We start from the raw sequence: 20,480 nt of genomic DNA, 5'->3' as shown, positions 1-20,480 counted from the left end.
GACTGAGGTTAAGTGTCCCGGACGGACACCGGTGGCGCTGACGAAATGCCGGTGCATGACTTTAACGGAGGACCTGCGGGTGCGCGGAATCGTGGTGGCCTGTGGTGACGGCGCGGCGGACTTCGAAGAAGTCGACGACGTCGAGTCGATCCGCGTCCCGGGTCGCCCCGGCAAGGCGGAAATCGACCCCTTGCTGGGCGAACACGATCACCTGGTGGTGTCGGGCACGGACGCCGACCTCGCCGCCGTCGTGCTCCGGCTGCTCCGCAAGGACGCGCTCTCCGGCGTGTCGGTCGGGTTCGTCCCCGCGGACCCGGCCTCGTCGGTCGCCGCGCTCTGGAGACTGCCGAAGACGCCGCTGCAGGCCCTCGCGCTGGCGCTGCGCGGCGAAGTCGACCCGGTGCCGCTGATCCGCGACGACGTCGGCGGCGTGCTCGTCGGGCGCGGGCTGCTGCGGCTGGTCCGCGGGGTGGCCTACGCCGACGAGCAGGTGGCGCTGCGCGGGCCGGCCGCGTCGATCGAGGTGACGCCGGACCCGGACGGCCCGGGCATGGCGGTCCACGTGGTGAAGGGCACCCTCTTCAAGCGGCCGGCCACGCTGTACTCGCGGGCCTTCCAGATCGGCTGCATCCCGACCCGGCCGGTGCGCGACGACGTCGTCTTCGAGCGCGCGGTGAACAAGTGGACCTGGTACCGGCACACGGAAGACCTTCGACTGGTCCGCGGAGCCGTCTGACCTGCTATTTTCACGGTCGGGTGAGCTTCCGGCCACAGCGTGTTCACCGACGGACAGCAACATGTCACCTATACGTGTTGCACTCGCCACTCCCGTGTATCAGGGTTAGCTGTCCCCACACCTGACACGGAGGCAGCAAAATGCCAACCAGGCGTGCTGTTCGTCATTCGTTCACCATCCTCGCGGCCACCGCCGTGCTCTCCGGGACGCTGGTCAGCGTCGCGGAAGCCACCCCGCCGGGCATCCCCTCGGCGACCACGGCGAAGTCCGAGCTCGCGTCCCTCACGGTCAAGGCCGACGGTTCGCAGACCGGCTACAGCCGGGACAAGTTCCCGCACTGGATCGACCAGGGCAACAGCTGCAACACCCGCGAAGTGGTGCTGAAGCGCGACGGCACGAACGTGGTCACCGGCTCCGACTGCGCGGCGACGTCCGGCAGCTGGTTCAGCCCGTACGACGGCGAGACCTGGACCGCCGCGTCCGATGTGGACATCGACCACGTCGTGCCGCTGGCCGACGCGTGGCGCACCGGCGCGTCGTCGTGGACCACCGCGCAGCGCCAGGCGTACGCGAACGACCTCACCGACCCGCAGCTGATCGCCGTGACGGACAACGTCAACCAGGAGAAGGGCGACAAGTCGCCCGACCAGTGGAAGCCGCCGCTCACGTCGTACTGGTGCACCTACGCGAAGATGTGGGTCGCGGTGAAGTACAAGTTCAAGCTGACGATCAACACCGCGGAGAAGAGCGCGCTGACGGACATGCTCGGCCGCTGCTGATCGCTGTCAAGGGCGAATCCCCGTGGTGCCAGGGAATGGGACCGCGGTTCGCCTGCTGGGACGGCCTCCAGCGCGAGATTAGCGTCGCCGGTTGAAGACGCAACCACTCCCGCTGGAGGCCGTCCGGTGTCCCCATCCCCCCGTGCCCGCACTACCGCGGCCTTGCTCGCCCTGCCCCTGCTGCTGACCGCGTGCTCCGCGGCGGGCACCGAACAAGCCGCGTCCGGCCCGCCGAAACCCGGCGGCACGCTCCGGCTCGGCATCTCGTCCGCGCCCGACTGCATCGACCCGCAGCAGACGTCCACCAACGCCTCGATCAACGTGTCCCGGCAGCTGGCGGACTCGCTCACCGACCAGGACCCGAAGTCCGGCGAGATCAAGCCGTGGCTGGCCGAAAAGTGGGAGAGCACCGCCGATTCGACGGCGTTCACCTTCCACCTGCGCGCCGGCGCGACCTTCTCCGACGGCACCCCGGTCGACGCCACCGCGGTCAAGACCAGCTTCGACGGCCTCAAGGCGCTGGGTACGAAAGCGCCCCTCGGCTACGGCTACCTCGCCGGGTACAAGGGCACCACCGTCGTCGATCCGCGGACCGCGCGGATCGAGTTTTCCGCGCCCAGCGCCCAGTTCCTGCAGGCCAGTTCGACGGTTTCGCTCGCCGTCCTGGCGCCGGCGGCGTTCAAGAAGACGCCGGAACAGCGCTGCCAGGGCGACGGCCTGATCGCGTCCGGCCCCTTCGTCTTCAAGAGCCTCAAGCAGAACCAGGAGATCGTCCTGGCCAAGCGCACGGGCTACGCCTGGGGCTCGTCGCTGTTCAAGCACCAGGGCGAGGCTTACCTCGACGGGATCGACTACAAGATCGTGCCGGAGCCGGGCGTCCGCACCGGAAGCCTGGCGTCGGGCCAGCTCGACGCGAGCACCGACGTGCAGCCGGTCGACGAGCCGCAGTTCACCGGGAACGGCTTCAGCGAGAACGTCCGGCCGAACCCGGGTGTCGTGTTCAACCTGCACGCCAACACGACCCGCGGGGTGCTCACCGACGAGAAGGTGCGCCAGGCCGTGCTCAAGGGCGTCGACCGCACCGAGGTCGTGAACACCGTGCTGACGCCGAACTACAAGGCCGCCACGAGCATCCTGGGCTCGGCGACGCCGCTGGTCAGCGACCTGTCCGCGCAGCTCGCGTACGACGCGAAGGGCGCGGCGGCGCTCCTCGACGGCGACGGCTGGGTGCCCGGCGCCGACGGGATCCGCACCAAGAACGGGCAGCGGCTGAGCGCGGCCGTGGTGTTCTCGCCCGTGTTCAACCAGAACCGCAGCGTGCTGGAGCTGATCCAGCAGCAGCTGCGCAAGATCGGCTTCGACCTGAAGATCGAGCAGCACACCAACGCCGAGACCACGCAGCTCCAGCTGGCCGGGAACTACGACTTCCTCTGGTACAACGTCACCCGCGCCGACCCGGACATCCTGCGCGGCCAGTTCTCGACGAAGGCGGGCAACCGCAGCAAGCTCACGCCGGGCAACCCGCTCGACGTCGCGCTCGACGCGCAGTCGTCCACTGTGGACAAGGCCAAGCGCGAGCCGGCGGCCGAGGAAGCCCAGAAACTGATCATCGAACACGCCTACGCGGTCCCGGTGTTCGAACTGACCCAGGTGGTCGCGCTGAGCTCGAAGGCGCACGGCGTCGACTTCGAAGCGTCGTCACGGCTGCAGCTGTTCGACGCGTGGCTCTCGTGAGGCGCTACCTGCTCCGCCGCGTCGGGCAGGCGGTGTTCGTGCTGTGGGCGGCGTTCACGCTGTCGTTCCTGATCCTCTACCTGCTGCCGGGTGACGCCGTTTCGGCGAAGCTCGCCGGTGGGGAGGCCGGGGCGTCGATGACGGCGGAGCAGGTCGCCGCGGCCCGCGCGGAGTACGGCCTCGACTCGCCGTTGCCGGTCCAGTACCTGAACCGGCTGGTCTCGGCGCTGCACGGCGACTTCGGGCGCAGCGTCGCGACCGGCGACGACGCGACGCACATGGTCGTCACGGCGTTGCCGCCGACGCTCGCGGTGACCGGGCTGGCGCTCGTGTTCGCGGTGCTGTTCGGCGGGGGCACGGCGCTCCTCGGCACGTTCACGCGGTTCCGCTGGCTGCGGCAGGCGCTGCTGTCCCTGCCGTCGCTGGCGATCTCGCTGCCGCCGTTCTGGGTCGGGTTGCTGCTGATCCAGTTCTTCTCGTTCCGCCTGCGGCTGCTGCCCGCGCTCGGCACGCAGGGCTTCGCGGCGCTGATCCTGCCGGCGCTCACGCTGGCCCTGCCGACCGGCGCGATCATCGGCCAAGTACTGGCCAAGAGCCTGGCGACGCAACAGGAAGAGCCGTACGCCGAGATCGCGGCGGCCAAGGGCGCGAGCCGCTGGCGCGTCCACTTCGGACACCTGCTGCGCAACGCGGCCGTGCCGACGCTCACGGTCGCCGGCGTCGTCGCGGGCAACCTGGTCGCGGGTTCGGTGATCACCGAGACGGTGTTCTCGCGCGACGGCGTCGGCCGGGTCACCGCGTCCGCCGTCACCGCGCAGGACGTCCCGGTGGTGCAGGCGGTGATCGTGCTGGCCGCGCTGGTGTTCGTGGTGCTCAACCTGATCGTCGACCTGCTCTACCCGCTGCTCGACCCGCGCATCGCCCGGACGCCGGAGGTGGCCCGTGGTTGACCTCGCTCCGGCCCCCAAGCCGCACTTTCACGTGAAAGTGCGGATCCCGCCCGGGCTCGTGCTCGCGGTGGCGGTGCTGGCGTTCGTGCTGCTCGCGGCCTTCGTGCCGGGGCTGCTGACCGGCTACGACCCGATCACCGGCGTCCCGGCCGAGCGCTTGCAAGGCCCTTCGCCGCACCACCTGTTCGGCACCGACGAGACCGGCCGGGACGTCTACGCGCGGGTGGTCCACGGCGCGTCGCTCTCGTTGCGGGCCACCGCGATCGCCGTGCTCGTGGCACTGGTCGCGGGCTCGGCGCTCGGCCTGCTGGCCGGGTTCCGCGGCGGCTGGGCGGACACGGTGATCATGCGGGTCGTCGACGTCTTCCTGGCCATCCCGCCGATCCTGCTTTCGCTGGCCCTGGTCACGGCGCTGGGTTTCGGCACGACGAACGTCGCGATCGCCGTCGGCATCGCGAACCTGGCGTCGTTCGCGCGGGTCATGCGCGCGGAGGTGCTGCGCGTGCGCAACGGCGTGTTCGTCGAGGCCGCGCGGGCTTCCGGGGTGCGCTGGACGGGCGTGCTGCTGCGGCACGTCCTGCCGAACGCGGCGGGCCCGGTGCTCGCGCTGGCGACGTTGACGCTCGGCACGGCGGTGCTCGAGGTGTCGGCGCTGAGCTTCCTGGGCTTCGGCGCGACCCCGCCGACGCCGGAGTGGGGCGCGCTGGTCGCGGGCGGCCGCAGCTTCCTGGCCACCGCCTGGTGGATGACGACGTTCCCGGGACTGACGGTGGCGGCGGTGGTCCTCGCCGCGAACCGGCTGTCCCGCGCGCTGGACGGAGGAGACCGATGACCCTGCTGCGGATCTCGGAACTGGCGGTGTCGTACCGGGCGGTCCCGGCCGTCCACGACGTCGGCCTGCACGTCGACGCGGGCGAAGTGGTCGCCGTCGTCGGCGAATCCGGCTCGGGCAAGTCGACGACGGCGCACGCGGCGATCGGCCTGCTGCCCCGCGGCGGCCGCGTCACCGGCGGCTCGATCACCTTCGACGGCCGGGACCTGCTGGCGTTGCCGGAGAAGCGGTGGCGCGGGGTGCGCGGCCGCGAGATCGCACTGGTCCCGCAGGACCCGGCGGTGTCGCTGAACCCGGTGCACCGGGTCGGTGACCAGGTCGCCGAGGTGCTGAAGATCCACGGCCTCGCGGACCGCCGATCGGCTTCGCTGCAGGCGATCGAGCTGCTGGAACGCGCCGGCGTCCCTTCGCCGGAGTTGCGGGCTCGGCAGTACCCGCACCAGCTGTCGGGCGGGTTGCGCCAGCGGGTGCTGATCGCGTCGGCGCTGGCCGGCCGGCCGAAGCTGATCATCGCGGACGAGCCGACGTCGGCGCTGGACGTGACGGTCCAGCGCCGGATCCTCGACCACCTGACGTCGCTGGCCGCGGAGTCCGGGACGGCGATCCTGCTGATCACGCACGACCTGGGCGTCGCGGCCGATCGCGCGTCGCGGATCGTGGTGCTTTCGCAGGGGACGGTCGTCGAGGAGGGCTCTTCGGTCGTCAGCGCGCCGACGCACCCCTATACGCAGCAGCTGATCGCGGCCGCGCCGAGCTTGTCGAGCCCTTCTCGCCCACCCGCGCCCGCCGCCGAGCCCCTGGTGTCGGTGCGCGACCTGGCGAAGACGTTCGACGGCGGCATCCGCGCGGTCGACGGCGTTTCGTTCGACATCCCCCGCGGCCAGACCCTGGCGTTGGTGGGCGAGTCGGGCTCTGGCAAGTCGACGACGGCCCGGCTGCTGCTGCGGCTGGAGACCCCCTCGGCGGGCTCGATTTCCTTCGACGGCCAGGACATCACCGCGTTGAGCGGCCCCGAGCTACGCCGGCTGCGGCGGCGGATGCAGATCGTGTACCAGAACCCGTACGCGTCGCTGAACCCGAAGTTCTCGATCGAGGACGTCGTCGCGGAGCCGCTGCGGGCGTTCGGCCTGCCGCGCACCTCGGTGCCGTCGCTGCTCGATCAGGTGGCGTTGCCGGCATCGGTGGCCCGCCGCAAGCCGTCGGAACTGTCGGGAGGACAGCGCCAGCGGGTGGCGATCGCGCGGGCGCTGGCGCTGCGCCCGGACCTGGTGGTGTGCGACGAACCGGTGTCGGCGCTCGATGTTTCGGTGCAGGCCCAGATCCTGGCGTTGCTGGCGGAGCTGCAGTCTTCGCTGGGGTTGTCGTACTTGTTCATCTCGCACGACCTGGCGGTGGTGCGGCAGCTGGCGGACCAGGTGGGCGTCCTGCGCGATGGTGTTTTGGTGGAGCTGGGGCCGGCTTCCCGGGTGCTGGCGGAGCCGGAGGCGGAGTACACGAAGGAACTGCTGGCGGCGATCCCGGGCCGTTCGGTGCAGGGGGTGGGCTGAGACAGGAACCGGTTACCCCACCATCCCGGAATGCCTCGGGTGACCACATCCGCCGCGGGGCCGGCTTCTGCAGCCACGCCGCCTCGTTCGCGATTTTCCGGACCGGCGCGGGGAAGTCGCAGATCACCGGCCAAACCTCGGCTGGGCGGTAGCTCTTCGAAGGCCGGCCGTTCGCCCGCCGGAACCCCTCCGAGGTAGCGAGCTCGCACCCACGAGGGCTTGGCCTCCAGCACCTCGGCTTTGCGTCACCCACGACATCCGGAATTGCGCCGCTCCGCCCATGACCTGGTACTCGTCGGGAGTCATGAACGGCTCGACGACGAACGGATCCCACCGCGAGTCACGCCTCACGAGAGGTACGTCTTTCGCGTAGGAGACAAGAAACCGGACAGGATCGACGGTGCGTGTTCCCGCCGCCACCCACCGCGACGTATGGTCTGGACCATGCGGAGGATCAGTGTGGCCTTCGTGGCCTTGGTGCTGATGATTTCGGGTGCGGTGCCGGCTTCGGCCGCCGCCGGGCGCAGGGTTGTCGTCTACTACCAGACCATCTACAACGGCTCGGCCTACGTCTCGCCGCTCACCCTCCGCGGCACCGGGGTCACCGATGTCGTCGTCGGCGCGATCCACCTCGACACCAACAGTGTCGTGCACCTCAACGACGATCCGCCGAACGCCGCCAAGTTCACCCGGATGTGGCAAGACCTCGCCACGCTCCGGAACAGCGGTGTGCACGTGCTCGCGTTCGTCGGCGGGGCCGCCGCGGGGAGCTTCCAGCGGCTCGAGACGCAGTTCGACACCTACTACCCGTTGCTGCGCAACCTGATCCGGACCTACTCGCTCTCCGGCATCGACCTCGACGTCGAAGAGCACATGTCCAACGCTGCCCTCAACAGGCTCATCGACGCCCTGCGCGCCGACTTCGGCAGCTCGTTCCTCGTCACGCTCGCCCCGGTCGCGACCGAGCTCAGCGGCGGGGGCGGCCTCTCCGGGCTGAACTACGACACCCTCTACCGCGAGCGCGGCGCGCAGATCTCCTGGTTCAACGCGCAGTTCTACTGCGGCTGGGGCTCGCTGAGCACCACCACCGGCTACGACAACATCGTCCGCCGCGGGGTCGTGCCGGCGAGCAAGGTCGTCGCCGGGACCGTGACCAACCCCGCCAACTGCAGTGGTTACGTCGCCATGTCGACCCTCCAGTCGACCGTGCGCAGCCTCGTCTCCAAGTACCCGGACTTCGGCGGCGTCGACGGCTGGGAGTACTTCAACTCCCTGCCCGGCGGGACGTCGGCGCCGCAGCAGTGGGTGCAGCAAATCGCTCCCGTCGTCAAGGGCTGACCCAGTACGCTCGGCGCGGTGCGGATCCTCTTCACGTGCCGCCCGGCGTACGGCCACCTGTTCCCCTTGCTGCCGCTCGCGAACGCGGCCGCGAAAGCCGGGCACGACGTCGTCTTCGCCACCGGCGAGGCGTTCGTGCCGAAGGTGCGCGACCTCGGCTTCGAGGTCCACCGCGCCGGCATCGGCATCGGCGAAGCGGAGGCCGAAGCCAAAAAGCGCCACGGCGAGGACGCGGGTTTCCTCGACGTCGGCGTCACGATGTTCGCCGAGCTGCTGCCGCGTTCCCTGCTCGGCGACCTGACGCCGCTGCTGCCCGAACTGCGCCCCGACCTGGTCGTCTACGAGATGAGCGACGTCGGCACCGCGATCGCCGCGCGCCGGGCAGGGATCCCGGCCGTCTCGGTCGTGATCGGGCGGTCCATGCCGCCGGAGGTGCTGGCCGTCGCCGCCGAACGGCTGCGGCCGCTCTGGGGGACGCTGCCCGCGGACGCGCTGCTCGGCGACGCCTGCGTCGACGTCTGGCCCGACCGCGTCCGCGACCCGGGCACCGCCGGCGTGCCGAAGGTGTTCCGGATGCGCCCGACGCCGTACGACCCCGACGTCCCGCTGCCGCCGCTGCCTGCCGACGGCTTCGTCTACCTCACGCTGGGCACGGTCGTCTTCGGCGCGACCGACGTGCTGCGCGGCGCGATCCGCGCGCTGGAGCGCCTCGACGTCGACGTGCTGGTGGCACTGGGCCCCGGCGACCCGGCCGCGCTCGGGCCGCTGCCGGAGCGGGTGCGCGCCACCGGGTTCGTCCCGCAGGCCCAGGTCCTCGAGCACGCCGGTCTGGTCGTCCACCACGGCGGCACCGGCACGGTGCTCGCCTCGCTCGCCGCCGGGCTGCCGCAGCTGGTGCTGCCCCAGGGCGCCGACCAGTTCGCCAACGCCGAAACCCTCGAAGCGCTCGGCGCGGCGAAGGCGCTGGTGGGCGACGCGATCCGGATCCCCGCGCTCGAGACGGCGGCCCGTGCGCTGCTCACCGACCCGAAGCCGCGCGAGATCGCCCGGGGCATCGCGGCCGAGATCGCGGAAATGTCGCCGCCGGAACAGGTTCTCGACGAACTGGTCAGCTGGGCGGGTTGACCAGCGCCAGGATTTCGCGCGCGACGGCGTCGTTCTGGCGGAAGGACAGGGCGTTCGTCCGCGGCCGGGTGAACGCCGCCGCCGAGCGGGCGCTCGTGTGCGGACCCACGGCGAAGCGGTGCGGGTGGGCCCGTCCGGTGCCGTCGAGCAGGCGGGAATCCGAGACGCGCGTGTGGATCCGGCCGGACGGCAGGCGCGCGCCGGACACCGGGTCCGCCACCGTTTCCTCGGCCAGCTCGCCGCTGTCGCGCAGCTGGCGCAGCAGCCCGTCGGCCGCGCGGGTCACGCTCGGGCCCGGCAGCCGCGCTTCGACGAGCGTCCGGGCCTCGACGGTCCCCGGGAAGCTCGCGCTGGACGCGACGAACGCGTCGCGCTCCGCCGTCACCGCCATCTCCGCGCCCGCGAACGAGACGATCCCCGCGTCGTGCAGCGCGAGCAGTTCCTCCAGGCGCCGCGGCGGCGGACCGCTGGCGTAGTAGGAGAAGAACCCGTGGAACCAGCCGTCCATATCGGACACCTGCGAGGCCGCGTCCAGCCGTCCTTTTTGGACCAAGGCGGGCAGCTGGCTGTACACCGAGAGCAACGCCGAGAACGCGCCGAGGTCGGCGCTGAACTCCTGGCTCGCGCGGCGCGCCAGGTCGCCCTCGACGTATTCGCGCAGCTCCTTGCCGAACTCCTCGGGCGTGCCGAACACGCGGCCCGCCATCGGGCGGTCGATCCGGTCGAGGTCGAGCCGGTCCGCCTCGGCGGGCACCGCCCGCGCGACGAGGTCGTGCATGCCCGGCGAATCCCAGTCCAGGTCGGCGAAGGCGTCGGCGAACACCACGAAGTCCAGGCGCACGCGGTCCGGGTGGCCGGTGAACAGCTCGGTGTAGTAACCCCAGGCCAGTTCCTTCGCGATCAGCGGCCAGACGTCGGTGCGGAAGTCCAGCGCGCCGGGAGCGCCGGCCAGCGCATCGATGGCGTAGGCGTCGAAGAACCGGGGCAGCCGCGCCGGTTTCCCACGCGGCCGGTAGCCGATCTTCGCGTGGTAGGGCACCCCGCGCCGCGAGCCGACGTGCAGCACCGGCTCGGCGCCGCTCGGGTGGTAGCGGAGGCCGCCGCAGGCCAGCTCCTCGAACCGGCCGCCGCGGCCCTCGGTGAGCAGCAGCATCAGGTCGACGAACGCGAGCCCGAAACCCCGCACCAGCACCGTTTCCCCGGGTGCGATGGCGGAGTAGTCGACGTCGGCGGTGTAGCCGGCCGGGTAGTAGGCGAGCCCGTGCCGCGCGGCGAACGACACCAGCTCGCGCTCGCGGTCGTCCGGTTCCGCGTCGAGGTGCCCGACGGTGAACACGACGGCGTCCGCCCGCACCGCCGTCCCGTCAGAGAGGCTGACGGTGTACCCGTCCACGCCGACCGCCCGCGCGGCGTGCTCGACGACGTCGACGCCATCGGGCAGGCCCTCGACGACGTGCCGGTAGACCCAGGTCAGGTAGGCGCTCTGCAGGCGCCGGGTGGGGAAGTCGAAGGGGTCCAGCGCGGTCAGCTCGGCGACGACGTCGGGCGGGACCTCGGCGTCGAGGCCGCCGTCACGGACCTTGCGCGCCCAGTCGAGCAACGTCGGACCCGGGCGGACCGGGCCGGACATCTTCACCGACTCGTCGGTGTACATCGTGACGTCTTCGGGCATGGAGTTCATCCGCAGCAGCGGTGACTGGTCGTAGCGCCACACCCGGCCGGGGCCGGGCGGGAAGGGGTCGATCAGGTGCACCTCCAGCCGGCGGCCGCCCAGCAGTTCCGCGGCGTTGGCACCGAGCCGTTCGAGGACGCCGACCCCGCGGGGTCCGGCGCCGACGACGGCGAGGGTGAACGGCGGGGAATCGGCCACGAAACCGAAGCTACGCCGGGGTTGTCGCGGGGAAGTGCCTTCCCACAGAGCGGAACCGACCCGCGTGCTCCCGCGCCGGTCGCTGCCCGTCGTGTTCGACCGGCGCGGCAGCCGGGGTCCCGGCAAAGCCGGATCGGCGCGGTCGGCTCGTCCCGGCCCCGGTGCGCCGTTCCACCCTGCGGACGTCGTTGCCGCTCCCGGTGCGCCGGGCGTAGCCGTTGCAGTAGCTACGGGAGAGAAGGTGACGGCATGCCGGTGGAATTCCTGGGCATCGGGGGCACGCACGACGGGTCCGAAACGCACGCCCGCACGGGCGGGGTGTTCGACAAGGAGTACACGCTGCGCCTGGCCCGCGCGCACGAAGACTTCGGCTGGGACCGGGTGCTCTTCGCCTACGGCTCCGGCTCGCCGGACCCCGCGCAGGCGGCCGCGTACGTCGCCACGAAGCTCGACAAGCTGCAGATCCTGCTCGCCCACCGCGCCAACGTCTCGTACCCGACGTTCGCGGCGAAGACGTTCGCGACGCTCGACCGGATCTCCGACGGCCGCCTCACGGTCCACTTCATCACCGGCGGCAACGACCACGAGCAGCAGCGCGAAGGCGACTACCTCAGCAAGGACGACCGCTACGGGCGCACCCGCGAGGCGATCCAGATCATCAAGCGGGCCTGGACGTCCGACGAACCCTTCGACTTCGACGGGCGCTACTACCGCTTCGCGGACTACGTCAGCGACGTGAAGCCGGTCCAGCAGCCCCGGCCCGGTGTGTCGTTCGGCGGGTCGTCGCCGGCCGCGTACGCCGCCGGGGGCGCCGAAGCGGACATCTACTGCCTCTGGGGAGAGCCGCTGGCCCAGACCGCGCAGCAGATCGAGGCGGTCGCGGCCGCCGCCCGGACCGCCGGCCGCACCGACGTGCCGCGGATCCAGGTCGCGTTCCGGCCGATCATCGCACCGACCGAGGAGCTGGCCTGGGAAAAGGCGTACGCGACGGTGGGTGCGATCAAGGACCGCACCAAGGGCGGCCAGCCGCTGACCCGCCGCCACAAGCTCACCGAGCCGGAGAACACGGGCTCGCAGCGCCTGCTGGAGATCGCGGCGAACGGCGAGCGCTTCGACCGCGCGCTGTGGACCCCGACGGCGGCCGCGACCGGCGGCGCGGGCAATTCGAACGCGCTGGTCGGCACGCCGGAGACGGTCGCGCAGGCGTTGCTCGACTACTACGACCTCGGCGTGGAGATCCTGTCGGCGCGGGGCTACGACATGCTCGGCGACACGATCGACTTCGGGCGGTACGTGATCCCGATCGTCCGGGAAGAGGTCGCGAAGCGGGATGCCGCGCGGGCGGCGATCGCGGCCGGCCGGCCGGTGGCGGACGCCCTCACGATCGACGGCTGAGCACAGTTCCCCCCAGGTAGCCACCTCGCGAACGCGAGGTGGCTACTTTTGCCTCTGGTCCTCCGGCCATCGGGTACGGAATGATCCATTGGTGACTCCTGAGCCACCGGTCAGACACTGCGGGCTATCGTCTGACCCGTTCGGGAAAGCTCCGTGACACCTTGGATACCAGCGAAAGAACCTAGAGATTTACCAACAGTCACGGGACACTGGCTGGGGTAACTCACGTACCGTGACTGCCCCATGACCGACTGGTCGTCTCGTCACCGGCGGTCGTGGGACTGACGCGGTCTGCACAAGAGGTCGGGAGAAAACGCATGGCAGCACCGCCGGATCGAGTCACGTTCCGCGAGGTGTTCGGGATCGCCGAGTTCCGGGCGCTGTGGTTCGGGGAACTGCTGTCGATCGCCGGCGACCAGCTGGCCAGGGTCGCGCTGTCCATCCTCGTCTTCACCGGCACCAACTCCGCGACCCTGACCGGCCTGACGTACGCCCTGACCTACGCCCCGTCGCTGTTCGGCGGCATCTTCCTGACCGGCTTCGCCGACCGCTTCCCCCGCCGCACCGTGATGGTGGTCGTCGACCTGCTGCGGGCCGGGCTGATCCTGCTCGTCGCGCTGCCTGGCATGCCGTTCTGGCTGATGTGCGTGCTGGTCGGCGGCGTCTCCCTGGTCAACCCGCCGTTCAAGGCGTCCCAGCTGGCACTGCTGCCGCAGGTGCTCACCGGCGACCGGTTCGTCGTCGGCATGGGCATCCGCAGCATGACCGTGCAGAGCGCGCAGCTGCTCGGCTTCGCCGGCGGTGGCGCGCTGCTGATCGCCCTCGACCCGCACGTCGCCCTCGCCATCGACGCCGCCACCTTCCTGCTCTCGGCCGCCTTCGTCCGCTTCGGCGTCCAGGCCCGGCCGGCCGCGGCGAGCGGCGAGCAGCGCAAGTCCTTCTTCGCGACGCTCGGCGGTGGTGGCCGGACGGCGTTCGCCAGCTCGTCGCTGCGGACGCTCGTGCTCTTCACCTGGCTGATGGGGCTGCTGCCGGTCTACGAGGGCATCGCGGCGCCGTACGTCTCGGCGGCGGGCGGCGGCCCCGAAGCGATCGGCCTGCTGCTGGCCGCCGACCCGATCGGCAGCGTCATCGCGACCTTCGCCTACACGCGCTGGGTGCCCGCGCGGCTGCGGCCGCGACTGATCGGCCCGCTGGCGGCGCTGTGCGCGGTCCCGCTCGTGCTCTGCTTCCTGAACCCCGGCCCGGTGGCCTCGATCGTCCTGTTCATCGTGTCCGGCGGGTTCGGCACGGTCTGCCTGCTGCAGGCGACCGCGTCGCTGACCCTGGCCGTGCCCGACGAGCAGCGCGCGCAGGTGATGGGCCTGTCCAACACCGGCCTGACCACGATGATGGGCGTCAGCCCGCTCATCGGCGGCGTGTTGGCGGATCAGCTGACCCCGCACGGCACGGTCGGCATCTTCGGCGTCGTGGGCGTGGTGCTCACCGTGGCGCTGGCGGTGCTGTGGGCCCGATCGTTATCGAGCGAGCCGGAACGCTGGCACGACAAAGAAGCCGCACGCGCCGAACATGCATGACATGCCCCGCGCGTGGGCCCGACCTGCGCGACCTTGCGGTGCGCTGTGCGGTCACTGTTCTTTGCCGCGCATCGCTGGCCACCTCTCGTTCCGGTGTCACAGAAAAAGTACACACCGAAAGCCCTTGTGGACAGCGGGCGAACGGTCTGAAACTGTCCGTGAGTACTTTGTCACCGTACATTCACGCAAGGGTCTGGGGGAAAAATGGTCACATCGGGGGAACAGCGCGGCCAAGACTTGATTTCTCGCGCGCGGGGCTGGGCACTGTGGACACGCCCCCGCGACTGGATCATCGCGACGCTGACCGCCATCGCGGTCATGCTGAGCTGGACGGCCGTTTCGCTGTTGACCGTGCCGGTCACCATCGCCCAGCTGGGCACGTTTCTGCTGCTCACCGCCCTGGCGGTGGCGCAGACGGAGGTCAGCAGGCGGCTCGAGCGGCAGCGCCGCATCCTCAGCAACGGGCCCTACATCTCGATGACTTCGGTGTGGTTGCTGCCCGCCGGCCTGCTGCTGCCGGCCCAGCTGATCGCCGCCCTTGGTGTCGTTCTGTACGTGTACTTGGCCTTCCGGAGTTGGTCCGGCACCCGTCCGGGTGAATTTCACCGGGTGGCCGCGAACGCGACCACGATGATCCTCTCGGCCTTCTCCGCGGGTGTCGTCGGTCACATGACGATCGGCAGCGGCGTCGCGACCGTGACCCTGGCCGCCCTGGCCTTCTTCACCGTGAACACCGCGCTGACCGGGCTCGGCCTCTACCTGGCCGACCCGGAGAGCGCGACACCGGTGTCCTGCCTGGGGAACATGGACGACAACCTGCTCGAACTGTCCACCTTGTGCGTCGGCGCGCTGCTGGTGATGGTGCTCAACGAGGAGCCGCTGCTGTCGGTGCTGGTCATCCTGCCGCTCTACGTGCTGCAGCGGTCGGTGCTGATCAAGCGGCTCGAGGAGCTCGCCACGACCGACCAGAAGACGCAGCTGCTCAACGCCACCACCTGGCAGGACGGCGCGCAGCGCGAGATCTCGCGCGCGGAGCGGGAAAACGGCAGCTTCGGCGCGATGATGATCGACCTCGACCACTTCAAGCGGATCAACGACACCTACGGGCACCTCGCGGGGGACGACGTGCTCAAGGCGGTGGCCGCGGTGGTCAAGCAGGAGACGAGGGCGCACGACCTGGTCGGGCGCTTCGGCGGCGAGGAGTTCGTCGCACTGCTGCCGTCGACGTCCAAAGAGGACGCGATCGTGACGGCCGAGCGGATCCGGCAACGGGTCAGCGAGCTGATCATCAGCACCAAGACCAACGAGGGCGCCGCCGTCGACATCGAGCGGCAGACGGCGTCCATCGGCGTCGCCGCGTACCCGCTGGACGGGTCGTCGATCGAGGAAGTGATGTCGTCCGCGGACGCGGCCGTCTACGCGGCCAAGCACGGCGGGCGGAACCGGGTGGTCGGCTCCGTCTCGCTCCCGGAGATGGCCGTCGCTTAGCTGCCCCCCGGGTCAGCGCAGCCGGTCGATGACGTCGCTCGCCTTGGTCTGGAGGCGGGCGACGCCGCCGACGGTGAACTCGGTCAGCAAGTCGATCAAGGCCTCCTGGTCGGGCGGCTCGCCGTCCCAGGTGGCCTGGACCAGTGACTCGGTCATCGCGAAGAAGAGCGTGACGAGCGCGCGGTCCGCGCGGCCGGAGTCGATGCCGTGCGCGGCCCACCGCTTGCGGCTGGCTTCGGCGTAGACGACGGCCAGCCGCTCCCTCAACCGGGTGAGAGCGGGGTCGCCCGCGCGCTCGGCCGCGCGGAGCACGCCGTAGCCCTCGGGGTGGTCGGCGACGAAGGTGACCATGTTGGCGTAGTTGGCCCGCGCCCAGGCCCGCAGACCGGGCTGTTCGTCGGCCACCGAAGGGCCCGCGATGGCGGCGAAGGCGCTTTCCTCGGTAGCGGCCACGACCTCGGCGAACAGGGTCGCGCGGTCGCCGAACTGCTCGTAGACGGCCTGCCGCGAGACGCCGGCTTCGCGCGCGATCTGCTCGATCGTCGCGCCCTGCATCCCGTGCTGCGCGACGACCCTCGCGGTCGCGCCCAGCACGCGGGCGCGCTGCTCCCCGACCGGGAGCTTGCGCGGCCGCCCGCGCGGAGCGGGGCTTGACATGGTGGTCCACCTCACGTGATTCTTTTTCCGACACCTCTGTCTGAAAAGGTGTTCCCCGCGCACTCGTCTGCTCAACGAGGAGCAAGCATGCGTATCTTCCCCCGTCGCGCCCGCTTCGCGGCCGTCGCCACGGTTTCCGTGCTGGCGTTGACGACGCTCGGCCCGCCGCAGGCCTCCGCCGCGTCCTTCTACGACCCGCCGTCACCGCTTCCCGCGGGCAGCAACGGCGACGTCATCCGGCACGAGGCGTCGACGTTCTACATCGACCCGATCAAGCTGATCAAGGCCGACGCGGCCGTGCAGCGGATCATGTACCGCAGCACCGACACCCACGGCTCGCCGATCGCCGTCACCGGCACGGTGCTGACGCCGCGGTCGGCGTGGCACGGCGCCGGCGCGCGCCCGATCGTCTCCTACGCCGTCGGCACGCAGGGCGAGGGCGACGACTGCGCGCCCTCGAAAGCGCTTGCCGCCGGCTTCGAGTACGAAGGCCCGTTCATCGCCGGGCTCCTGACGCGCGGCTACGGCGTCGTCGTCACCGACTACGAAGGGCTCGGCACGCCGGGCGACCACACGTACGTCAACCGCGCTTCGGAGGGGCACGCGGTGCTCGACGCGGTCCGCGCGGCGCAGCGGCTGCCGGAGGCGGGCCTCCCGGACGACGGGCCGGTCGCGATCGCGGGTTACTCCCAGGGCGGCGGCGCGTCGGCCGCGGCGGCGGAGCTCCAGCCGAGCTACGCGCCCGAGCTGAAGCTGAAGGGCGCGTACGCGGGCGCGGTGCCGGCGGACCTGGCTTCGGTGGCGAAGAACCTCGACGGCCACTACGCGGTCGGCTTCCTCGGCTTCGCGCTGGTGAGCATGAACTACGCGTACCCGGAGCTGAACATCCCGGCGCTGCTCAACGCGCGCGGCAAGCAGCTGTTCGAGCAGGTCCGGACCGAGTGCACGGTGGAGGCGATCGCGGCGCACGCGTTCACGCAGTCCTCGACGCTGACCACCGACGGCCGCTCGCTGACCGCGTACCTCGGCGAGGAGCCGTACGCGTCACGGGTGGCGGAGCAGAAGATCGGGACGCTGAAGCCGGCCGCGCCGGTGCTGATCGTCCACAGCGCGCTCGACGACATCGTGCCCTACGCGCAGGACCGCGACCTGGGGCGGACGTGGTGCGGCAAGGGCGTGAAGGTGCAGTTCAGCACCTCGCTGGTGCCCACGCACGTGCTCACGGCGGTGCGGGCGTTCCCGGAGGCGTTCGCGTGGCTCGAAGGCCGCTTCGCCGGCCTCCCGGCCCTCTCCAACTGCGGCCTGTTCTGAGGTCTGCCGCGGCTCTCTTGAGTGTTCAGGGCGGTCGGAACCGCCCTGAACACTCACGAGGCGTCACTTCAGGCCGGTGGCCTCGGAAGCGGCGGGGTCGGAGTCGGCGAGGAACGTGCGGCAGCGGTCGTACTCCTCGGTCTCGCCGATCTTGCCCGCGGCCTTGCCCAGCACGGCGAGGGCGCGCAGGAAGCCCTGGTTGGGGCGGTGCGCCCACGGCACCGGGCCGAAGCCCTTCCAGCCCGCGCGGCGCAGCTGGTCGAGACCGCGGTGGTAGCCGGTGCGGGCGTACGCGTACGCGGCGACGGTCTCGCCCGCGTCGAAGGCCTTCTCGGCCAGCGACGCCCACGCCTCGCTGTAGTCGGGGTGTTCGGCCGCGACGGTGGCCGGGTCGCTCCCGGCGTCGAGCGCGGCCTGGGCGGCGGTGTGCTCGGGCAGCAGCGTCGGCTCGGGGCCGAGCAGGTTGTGCGTCATGCCGCCCATTCTGCCCTCAGAAGAGGAGCGCCCCGAGCACCCCGCCACCGGCCAGCACCAGCGCGCCGATCAGGACGGCGGCCACAACTCGTTTCGGCATCATGGCGGCACACCATGCCAACCGGCGCGCGCCGGAGGCAAATCCACCACCCCTACGGGTGAACCCCGGTTTTTGGCGGTCTTAGCCCGCTCGTGACCATGACCGGCCATGATGTCCGGCATGGCCAAGGCAGTCGACGTCCCCGTGGACGTGATCCCGCGCAGCCCCGTCGGCAAGACGCGGCTGTTCTTCACGCGGCACTGGCACCGCGGCGCCCCCGGGCAGCCGACGCCGGACTGGGTGCTCCGGTTCTGCTACGGGATGTGGCTGGCGGCGTTCGCGTTCAAGCTGGTCGGCTCGTCGTGGGACATGTCGTGGCACTTCATGTGGCTGCGCGACGACCTGGCGCCCCCGCACCTGATCAACACCGTGGGCACGGTGATCATCGTGGTGCTGGTGGCGATCCACAGCTACACGGGCCTGGGCGCCGATCGCCGCTCCCTGCGCCTGATGCAGATCGGCCTGCTGGTGTTCCTGGTGGCGGCACCGCTGGACGTCATCAACCACCGCGTCAACGGCCTGGACCTGACGGCGTGGAGTCCGTCACACATGATGCTGTACCTGGGCACGGGCATCATGCAGGCGGGCGTGCTGCTGGGCTGGCTCCGAGCCGCGCCCCCGGGAAGGTTCCGGACGGGCGTGCTGCTGGCGCTGTGGGCGTTCTTCCTGGAGAACACGTTCTTCCCGAACGGCCAGCAGGAGTACGGCATCCTGGGCCTGCGCGCGTGGGAGCGCGGCACCCCGGAGGCCGAGCCTTCGCTGCTCTCGTTCGCGGCCAACCAGATCGGCCACCCGGTCGACCGGACGGCGATCCTGCACTTCACGATGCCGATCCCGGAGTGGGTGTACCCGCTGTGGGGCATCGGCGTGATGGCGCTGATCCTGGCCCTGGCGCGCCGGACGTTGGGCTTCCGCTGGGCGGCGACTTCGGTGGCTCTCGCTTACGTCGCGTACCGGTCGGTGATGTGGCCACTGCTGCTGGGAATGGGCTTCCCGGTGTCGACGGTGCCGTTCTACCTGCTGTTCGTCGGGCTGGCGGTGGACCTGGCGTTCACAATGGGCGCGGGTGTCCTGCAGGCCGGCGCGGGGGCGCTGCTGGTGACGGCGTTCGGGTACGGGGCGCTGTGGGTGCAGTCCCAGTTCCGGCCGTGGGTACTGGGCGACGCGCACACGGAGTCGGCCCCACCACTGGCGTACTGGACGGCGGCGGTGGTGCTGGCGGGGGTGTTCGTGCTGTGGGCAGCGGCGGGCCCGGCTTCGCGGCGGTGGTCCGCAAAGCGGGTAACGGTGTAGCACGCGGTGCTACACTTGGCTGGTGAACGTCATCAGCCAGCGCGAATTCCGGAACAACTCCGCCGCGATCATGGACGCGGTCGAAGCCGGCGAGACGTATCACGTCACCCGCAACGGCGTGGAGATCGCCGAACTGCGGCCGGTGTCCCGCCGGCAGCGGTTCACCGCGGCAGAGCTGGTCGAACGGCACAAGCGGCTGCCCAAGGTCGACGCGGCCGAACTGCGGCGTGATGCCGACGAGTTCTTCGGCGACGATCGCATCAGCGCCGACGACAACCCGTGGGAGCGCGCGCGTGGCTGACCGGCACGCCACCGGCGTCCTCGACACCTGCACCTACATCGAGCTCGGCAGCCTGGACCCGGCGGTGCTCCCGGACTTCCCGGAGATCACCGCGGTGACCATGGCCGAACTCCACCAGGGCGTCGTCATGACCGCGGACCCGGCCGCGAAGGCCATGCGGAACGAGCAACTGGGCGCGGCCATCGTCGAATTCACCCCGCTGCCGTTCGACGGTGAAGCCGCCGCGCGATACGGCACGCTGGTCGCGCTGACCATCGCCGCGGGCCGGTCACCACGACCGCGCCGGCTGGATCTGATGATCGCCGCTATCGCGTCCGTCCACGGCCTTCCGCTGTACACCCGCAACGCGAAGGACTTCCGGGGTCTGGAAAGCCTGCTCGAAGTCGTCGAGGTCTGAACACGACGAAGGGGCGGCACTTTCCCTATGAAAGTGCCGCCCCTTCGCGCGAACAGACTTACTTGAGCTTCGTGCCTGCCGAGCCCAGGGCCTGGCAAGCCTCCACCACGCGCTGCGCCATCCCGGCCTCGGCGGCCTTCAGGTACGAGCGCGGGTCGTAGACCTTCTTGTTGCCGACCTCGCCGTCGATCTTCAGGACACCGTCGTAGTTCTTGAAGAAGTGGTCCACGATCGGGCGGGTGAACGCGTACTGGGTGTCGGTGTCGACGTTCATCTTCACCACGCCGTAGGACACCGCCTCGCGGATTTCCTCCGGCAGTGAGCCCGAGCCGCCGTGGAAGACCAGCTCGAACGGCTTCGCGCCGCTGTCGAGGCCGAGCTTCTTCGCTGCTGCTTCCTGGCCGCCCTTGAGCACGTCGGGGCGGAGCTTGACGTTGCCCGGCTTGTAGACGCCGTGGACGTTGCCGAACGTCGCCGCCAGCAGGTAGCGGCCGCGGTCGCCGGAGCCGAGGGCGTCGATGGTCTTGAGGAAGTCGCCTTCGGCGGTGTAGAGCTTTTCGTTGATCTCGGCTTCGA

At 70.7% G+C, this 20,480-nt stretch carries 19 protein-coding genes; 15 read left to right on the top strand and 4 right to left on the bottom strand.

Annotated features, from left to right (window positions below; genetic code table 11):
- The first annotated feature begins 91 nt into the window (after positions 1-91).
- From ACLJQM_RS05025 to ACLJQM_RS04990, 8 genes are all read left to right on the top strand, one after another.
- Positions 92-736: a hypothetical protein gene (locus ACLJQM_RS05025; protein ID WP_410630793.1), complete on the top strand. Its 645-nt coding sequence runs from the start codon at positions 92-94 to the stop codon at positions 734-736.
- Positions 737-876: 140 nt separating this feature from the next.
- The gene (locus tag ACLJQM_RS05020; protein ID WP_247016774.1) at positions 877-1,515 is read left to right on the top strand and encodes an HNH endonuclease family protein; all 639 of its coding nucleotides are present in this window, start codon (positions 877-879) and stop codon (positions 1,513-1,515) included.
- Between the two features lie 162 nt (positions 1,516-1,677).
- Positions 1,678-3,249, top strand: coding sequence for an ABC transporter substrate-binding protein (locus ACLJQM_RS05015; RefSeq protein ID WP_410630299.1), 1,572 nt, complete (start codon positions 1,678-1,680; stop codon positions 3,247-3,249).
- Entirely contained in the window at positions 3,246-4,199 is a 954-nt protein-coding gene (locus tag ACLJQM_RS05010) for an ABC transporter permease (RefSeq protein WP_410630792.1), read from the top strand. Before ACLJQM_RS05015 ends, ACLJQM_RS05010 begins: the two co-directional genes overlap by 4 nt.
- Positions 4,200-4,242: 43 nt before the next feature.
- Entirely contained in the window at positions 4,243-5,031 is a 789-nt protein-coding gene (locus ACLJQM_RS05005; RefSeq protein ID WP_315863302.1) for an ABC transporter permease, read from the top strand.
- Positions 5,028-6,578, top strand: coding sequence for a dipeptide ABC transporter ATP-binding protein (locus ACLJQM_RS05000; RefSeq protein ID WP_410630298.1), 1,551 nt, complete (start codon positions 5,028-5,030; stop codon positions 6,576-6,578). The genes ACLJQM_RS05005 and ACLJQM_RS05000 overlap by 4 nt, the downstream gene beginning before the upstream one ends.
- Positions 6,579-7,022: 444 nt before the next feature.
- Positions 7,023-7,916 (top strand): glycosyl hydrolase family 18 protein, encoded by an 894-nt coding sequence (locus tag ACLJQM_RS04995; protein ID WP_410630297.1) that lies wholly within the window; start codon positions 7,023-7,025, stop codon positions 7,914-7,916.
- Positions 7,917-7,934: 18 nt separating this feature from the next.
- Positions 7,935-9,041 carry a glycosyltransferase gene (locus ACLJQM_RS04990; protein WP_410630296.1) on the top strand — a complete coding sequence of 369 codons (1,107 nt, stop codon included), beginning with the start codon at positions 7,935-7,937 and terminating at the stop codon, positions 9,039-9,041.
- On the opposite strand, the gene ACLJQM_RS04985 is transcribed toward ACLJQM_RS04990, so the two are convergent.
- Positions 9,025-10,911: an FAD/NAD(P)-binding protein gene (locus ACLJQM_RS04985; RefSeq protein ID WP_410630295.1), complete on the bottom strand. Its 1,887-nt coding sequence runs from the start codon at positions 10,909-10,911 to the stop codon at positions 9,025-9,027. The genes ACLJQM_RS04990 and ACLJQM_RS04985 overlap by 17 nt on opposite strands.
- Before the next feature lie 249 nt (positions 10,912-11,160).
- On the opposite strand from ACLJQM_RS04985, the gene ACLJQM_RS04980 reads away from it, so the two are divergent.
- The 3 genes from ACLJQM_RS04980 to ACLJQM_RS04970 all read left to right on the top strand — a co-directional run bounded on the left by ACLJQM_RS04980 (position 11,161) and on the right by ACLJQM_RS04970 (position 15,371).
- Positions 11,161-12,306 (top strand): LLM class flavin-dependent oxidoreductase, encoded by a 1,146-nt coding sequence (locus ACLJQM_RS04980; RefSeq protein WP_360779306.1) that lies wholly within the window; start codon positions 11,161-11,163, stop codon positions 12,304-12,306.
- A 317-nt stretch (positions 12,307-12,623) separates the two neighbouring features.
- The gene (locus ACLJQM_RS04975) at positions 12,624-13,883 is read left to right on the top strand and encodes an MFS transporter (RefSeq protein ID WP_410630294.1); all 1,260 of its coding nucleotides are present in this window, start codon (positions 12,624-12,626) and stop codon (positions 13,881-13,883) included.
- A gap of 321 nt (positions 13,884-14,204) precedes the next feature.
- Positions 14,205-15,371, top strand: coding sequence for a GGDEF domain-containing protein (locus ACLJQM_RS04970; RefSeq protein WP_410630790.1), 1,167 nt, complete (start codon positions 14,205-14,207; stop codon positions 15,369-15,371).
- A 12-nt stretch (positions 15,372-15,383) separates the two neighbouring features.
- Here ACLJQM_RS04970 and ACLJQM_RS04965 read toward each other — a convergent pair whose 3' ends face one another.
- Positions 15,384-16,028, bottom strand: coding sequence for a TetR/AcrR family transcriptional regulator (locus ACLJQM_RS04965; protein ID WP_360779300.1), 645 nt, complete (start codon positions 16,026-16,028; stop codon positions 15,384-15,386).
- Between the two features lie 87 nt (positions 16,029-16,115).
- On the opposite strand from ACLJQM_RS04965, the gene ACLJQM_RS04960 reads away from it, so the two are divergent.
- Positions 16,116-17,339 (top strand): lipase family protein, encoded by a 1,224-nt coding sequence (locus ACLJQM_RS04960; protein ID WP_360779296.1) that lies wholly within the window; start codon positions 16,116-16,118, stop codon positions 17,337-17,339.
- A gap of 63 nt (positions 17,340-17,402) precedes the next feature.
- On the opposite strand, the gene ACLJQM_RS04955 is transcribed toward ACLJQM_RS04960, so the two are convergent.
- Positions 17,403-17,813, bottom strand: a complete 411-nt coding sequence (locus ACLJQM_RS04955) for a DUF3151 domain-containing protein (RefSeq protein WP_247016754.1) — start codon at positions 17,811-17,813, stop codon at positions 17,403-17,405.
- A 220-nt stretch (positions 17,814-18,033) separates the two neighbouring features.
- Here ACLJQM_RS04955 and ACLJQM_RS04950 point away from each other — a divergent pair, with 220 nt between their 5' ends.
- Genes ACLJQM_RS04950 through ACLJQM_RS04940 form a run of 3 tightly spaced genes read left to right on the top strand, consistent with a single transcriptional unit; the run spans position 18,034 to position 19,904 of the window.
- Positions 18,034-19,206, top strand: coding sequence for a hypothetical protein (locus tag ACLJQM_RS04950; protein WP_360779292.1), 1,173 nt, complete (start codon positions 18,034-18,036; stop codon positions 19,204-19,206).
- A gap of 22 nt (positions 19,207-19,228) precedes the next feature.
- On the top strand, positions 19,229-19,507 hold the full coding sequence (locus tag ACLJQM_RS04945; RefSeq protein WP_360779289.1) for a type II toxin-antitoxin system Phd/YefM family antitoxin: 279 nt from the start codon (positions 19,229-19,231) through the stop codon (positions 19,505-19,507).
- On the top strand, positions 19,500-19,904 hold the full coding sequence (locus tag ACLJQM_RS04940; RefSeq protein ID WP_410630293.1) for a type II toxin-antitoxin system VapC family toxin: 405 nt from the start codon (positions 19,500-19,502) through the stop codon (positions 19,902-19,904). The genes ACLJQM_RS04945 and ACLJQM_RS04940 overlap by 8 nt, the downstream gene beginning before the upstream one ends.
- Positions 19,905-19,962: 58 nt before the next feature.
- Here the strand turns inward: ACLJQM_RS04940 and ACLJQM_RS04935 are convergent.
- A partial coding sequence (locus ACLJQM_RS04935) for a class II fructose-bisphosphate aldolase (protein WP_410630292.1) occupies positions 19,963-20,480 on the bottom strand: 518 nt, incomplete at its 5' end.

The organism is Amycolatopsis sp. cmx-4-83 (genome assembly GCF_046548815.1).
In the GTDB taxonomy this organism is placed as follows: domain Bacteria; phylum Actinomycetota; class Actinomycetes; order Mycobacteriales; family Pseudonocardiaceae; genus Amycolatopsis; species Amycolatopsis pretoriensis_A.
Note: the sequence above shows the minus strand (reverse complement) of the source record. Positions and strands in the feature narration are given on the sequence as shown.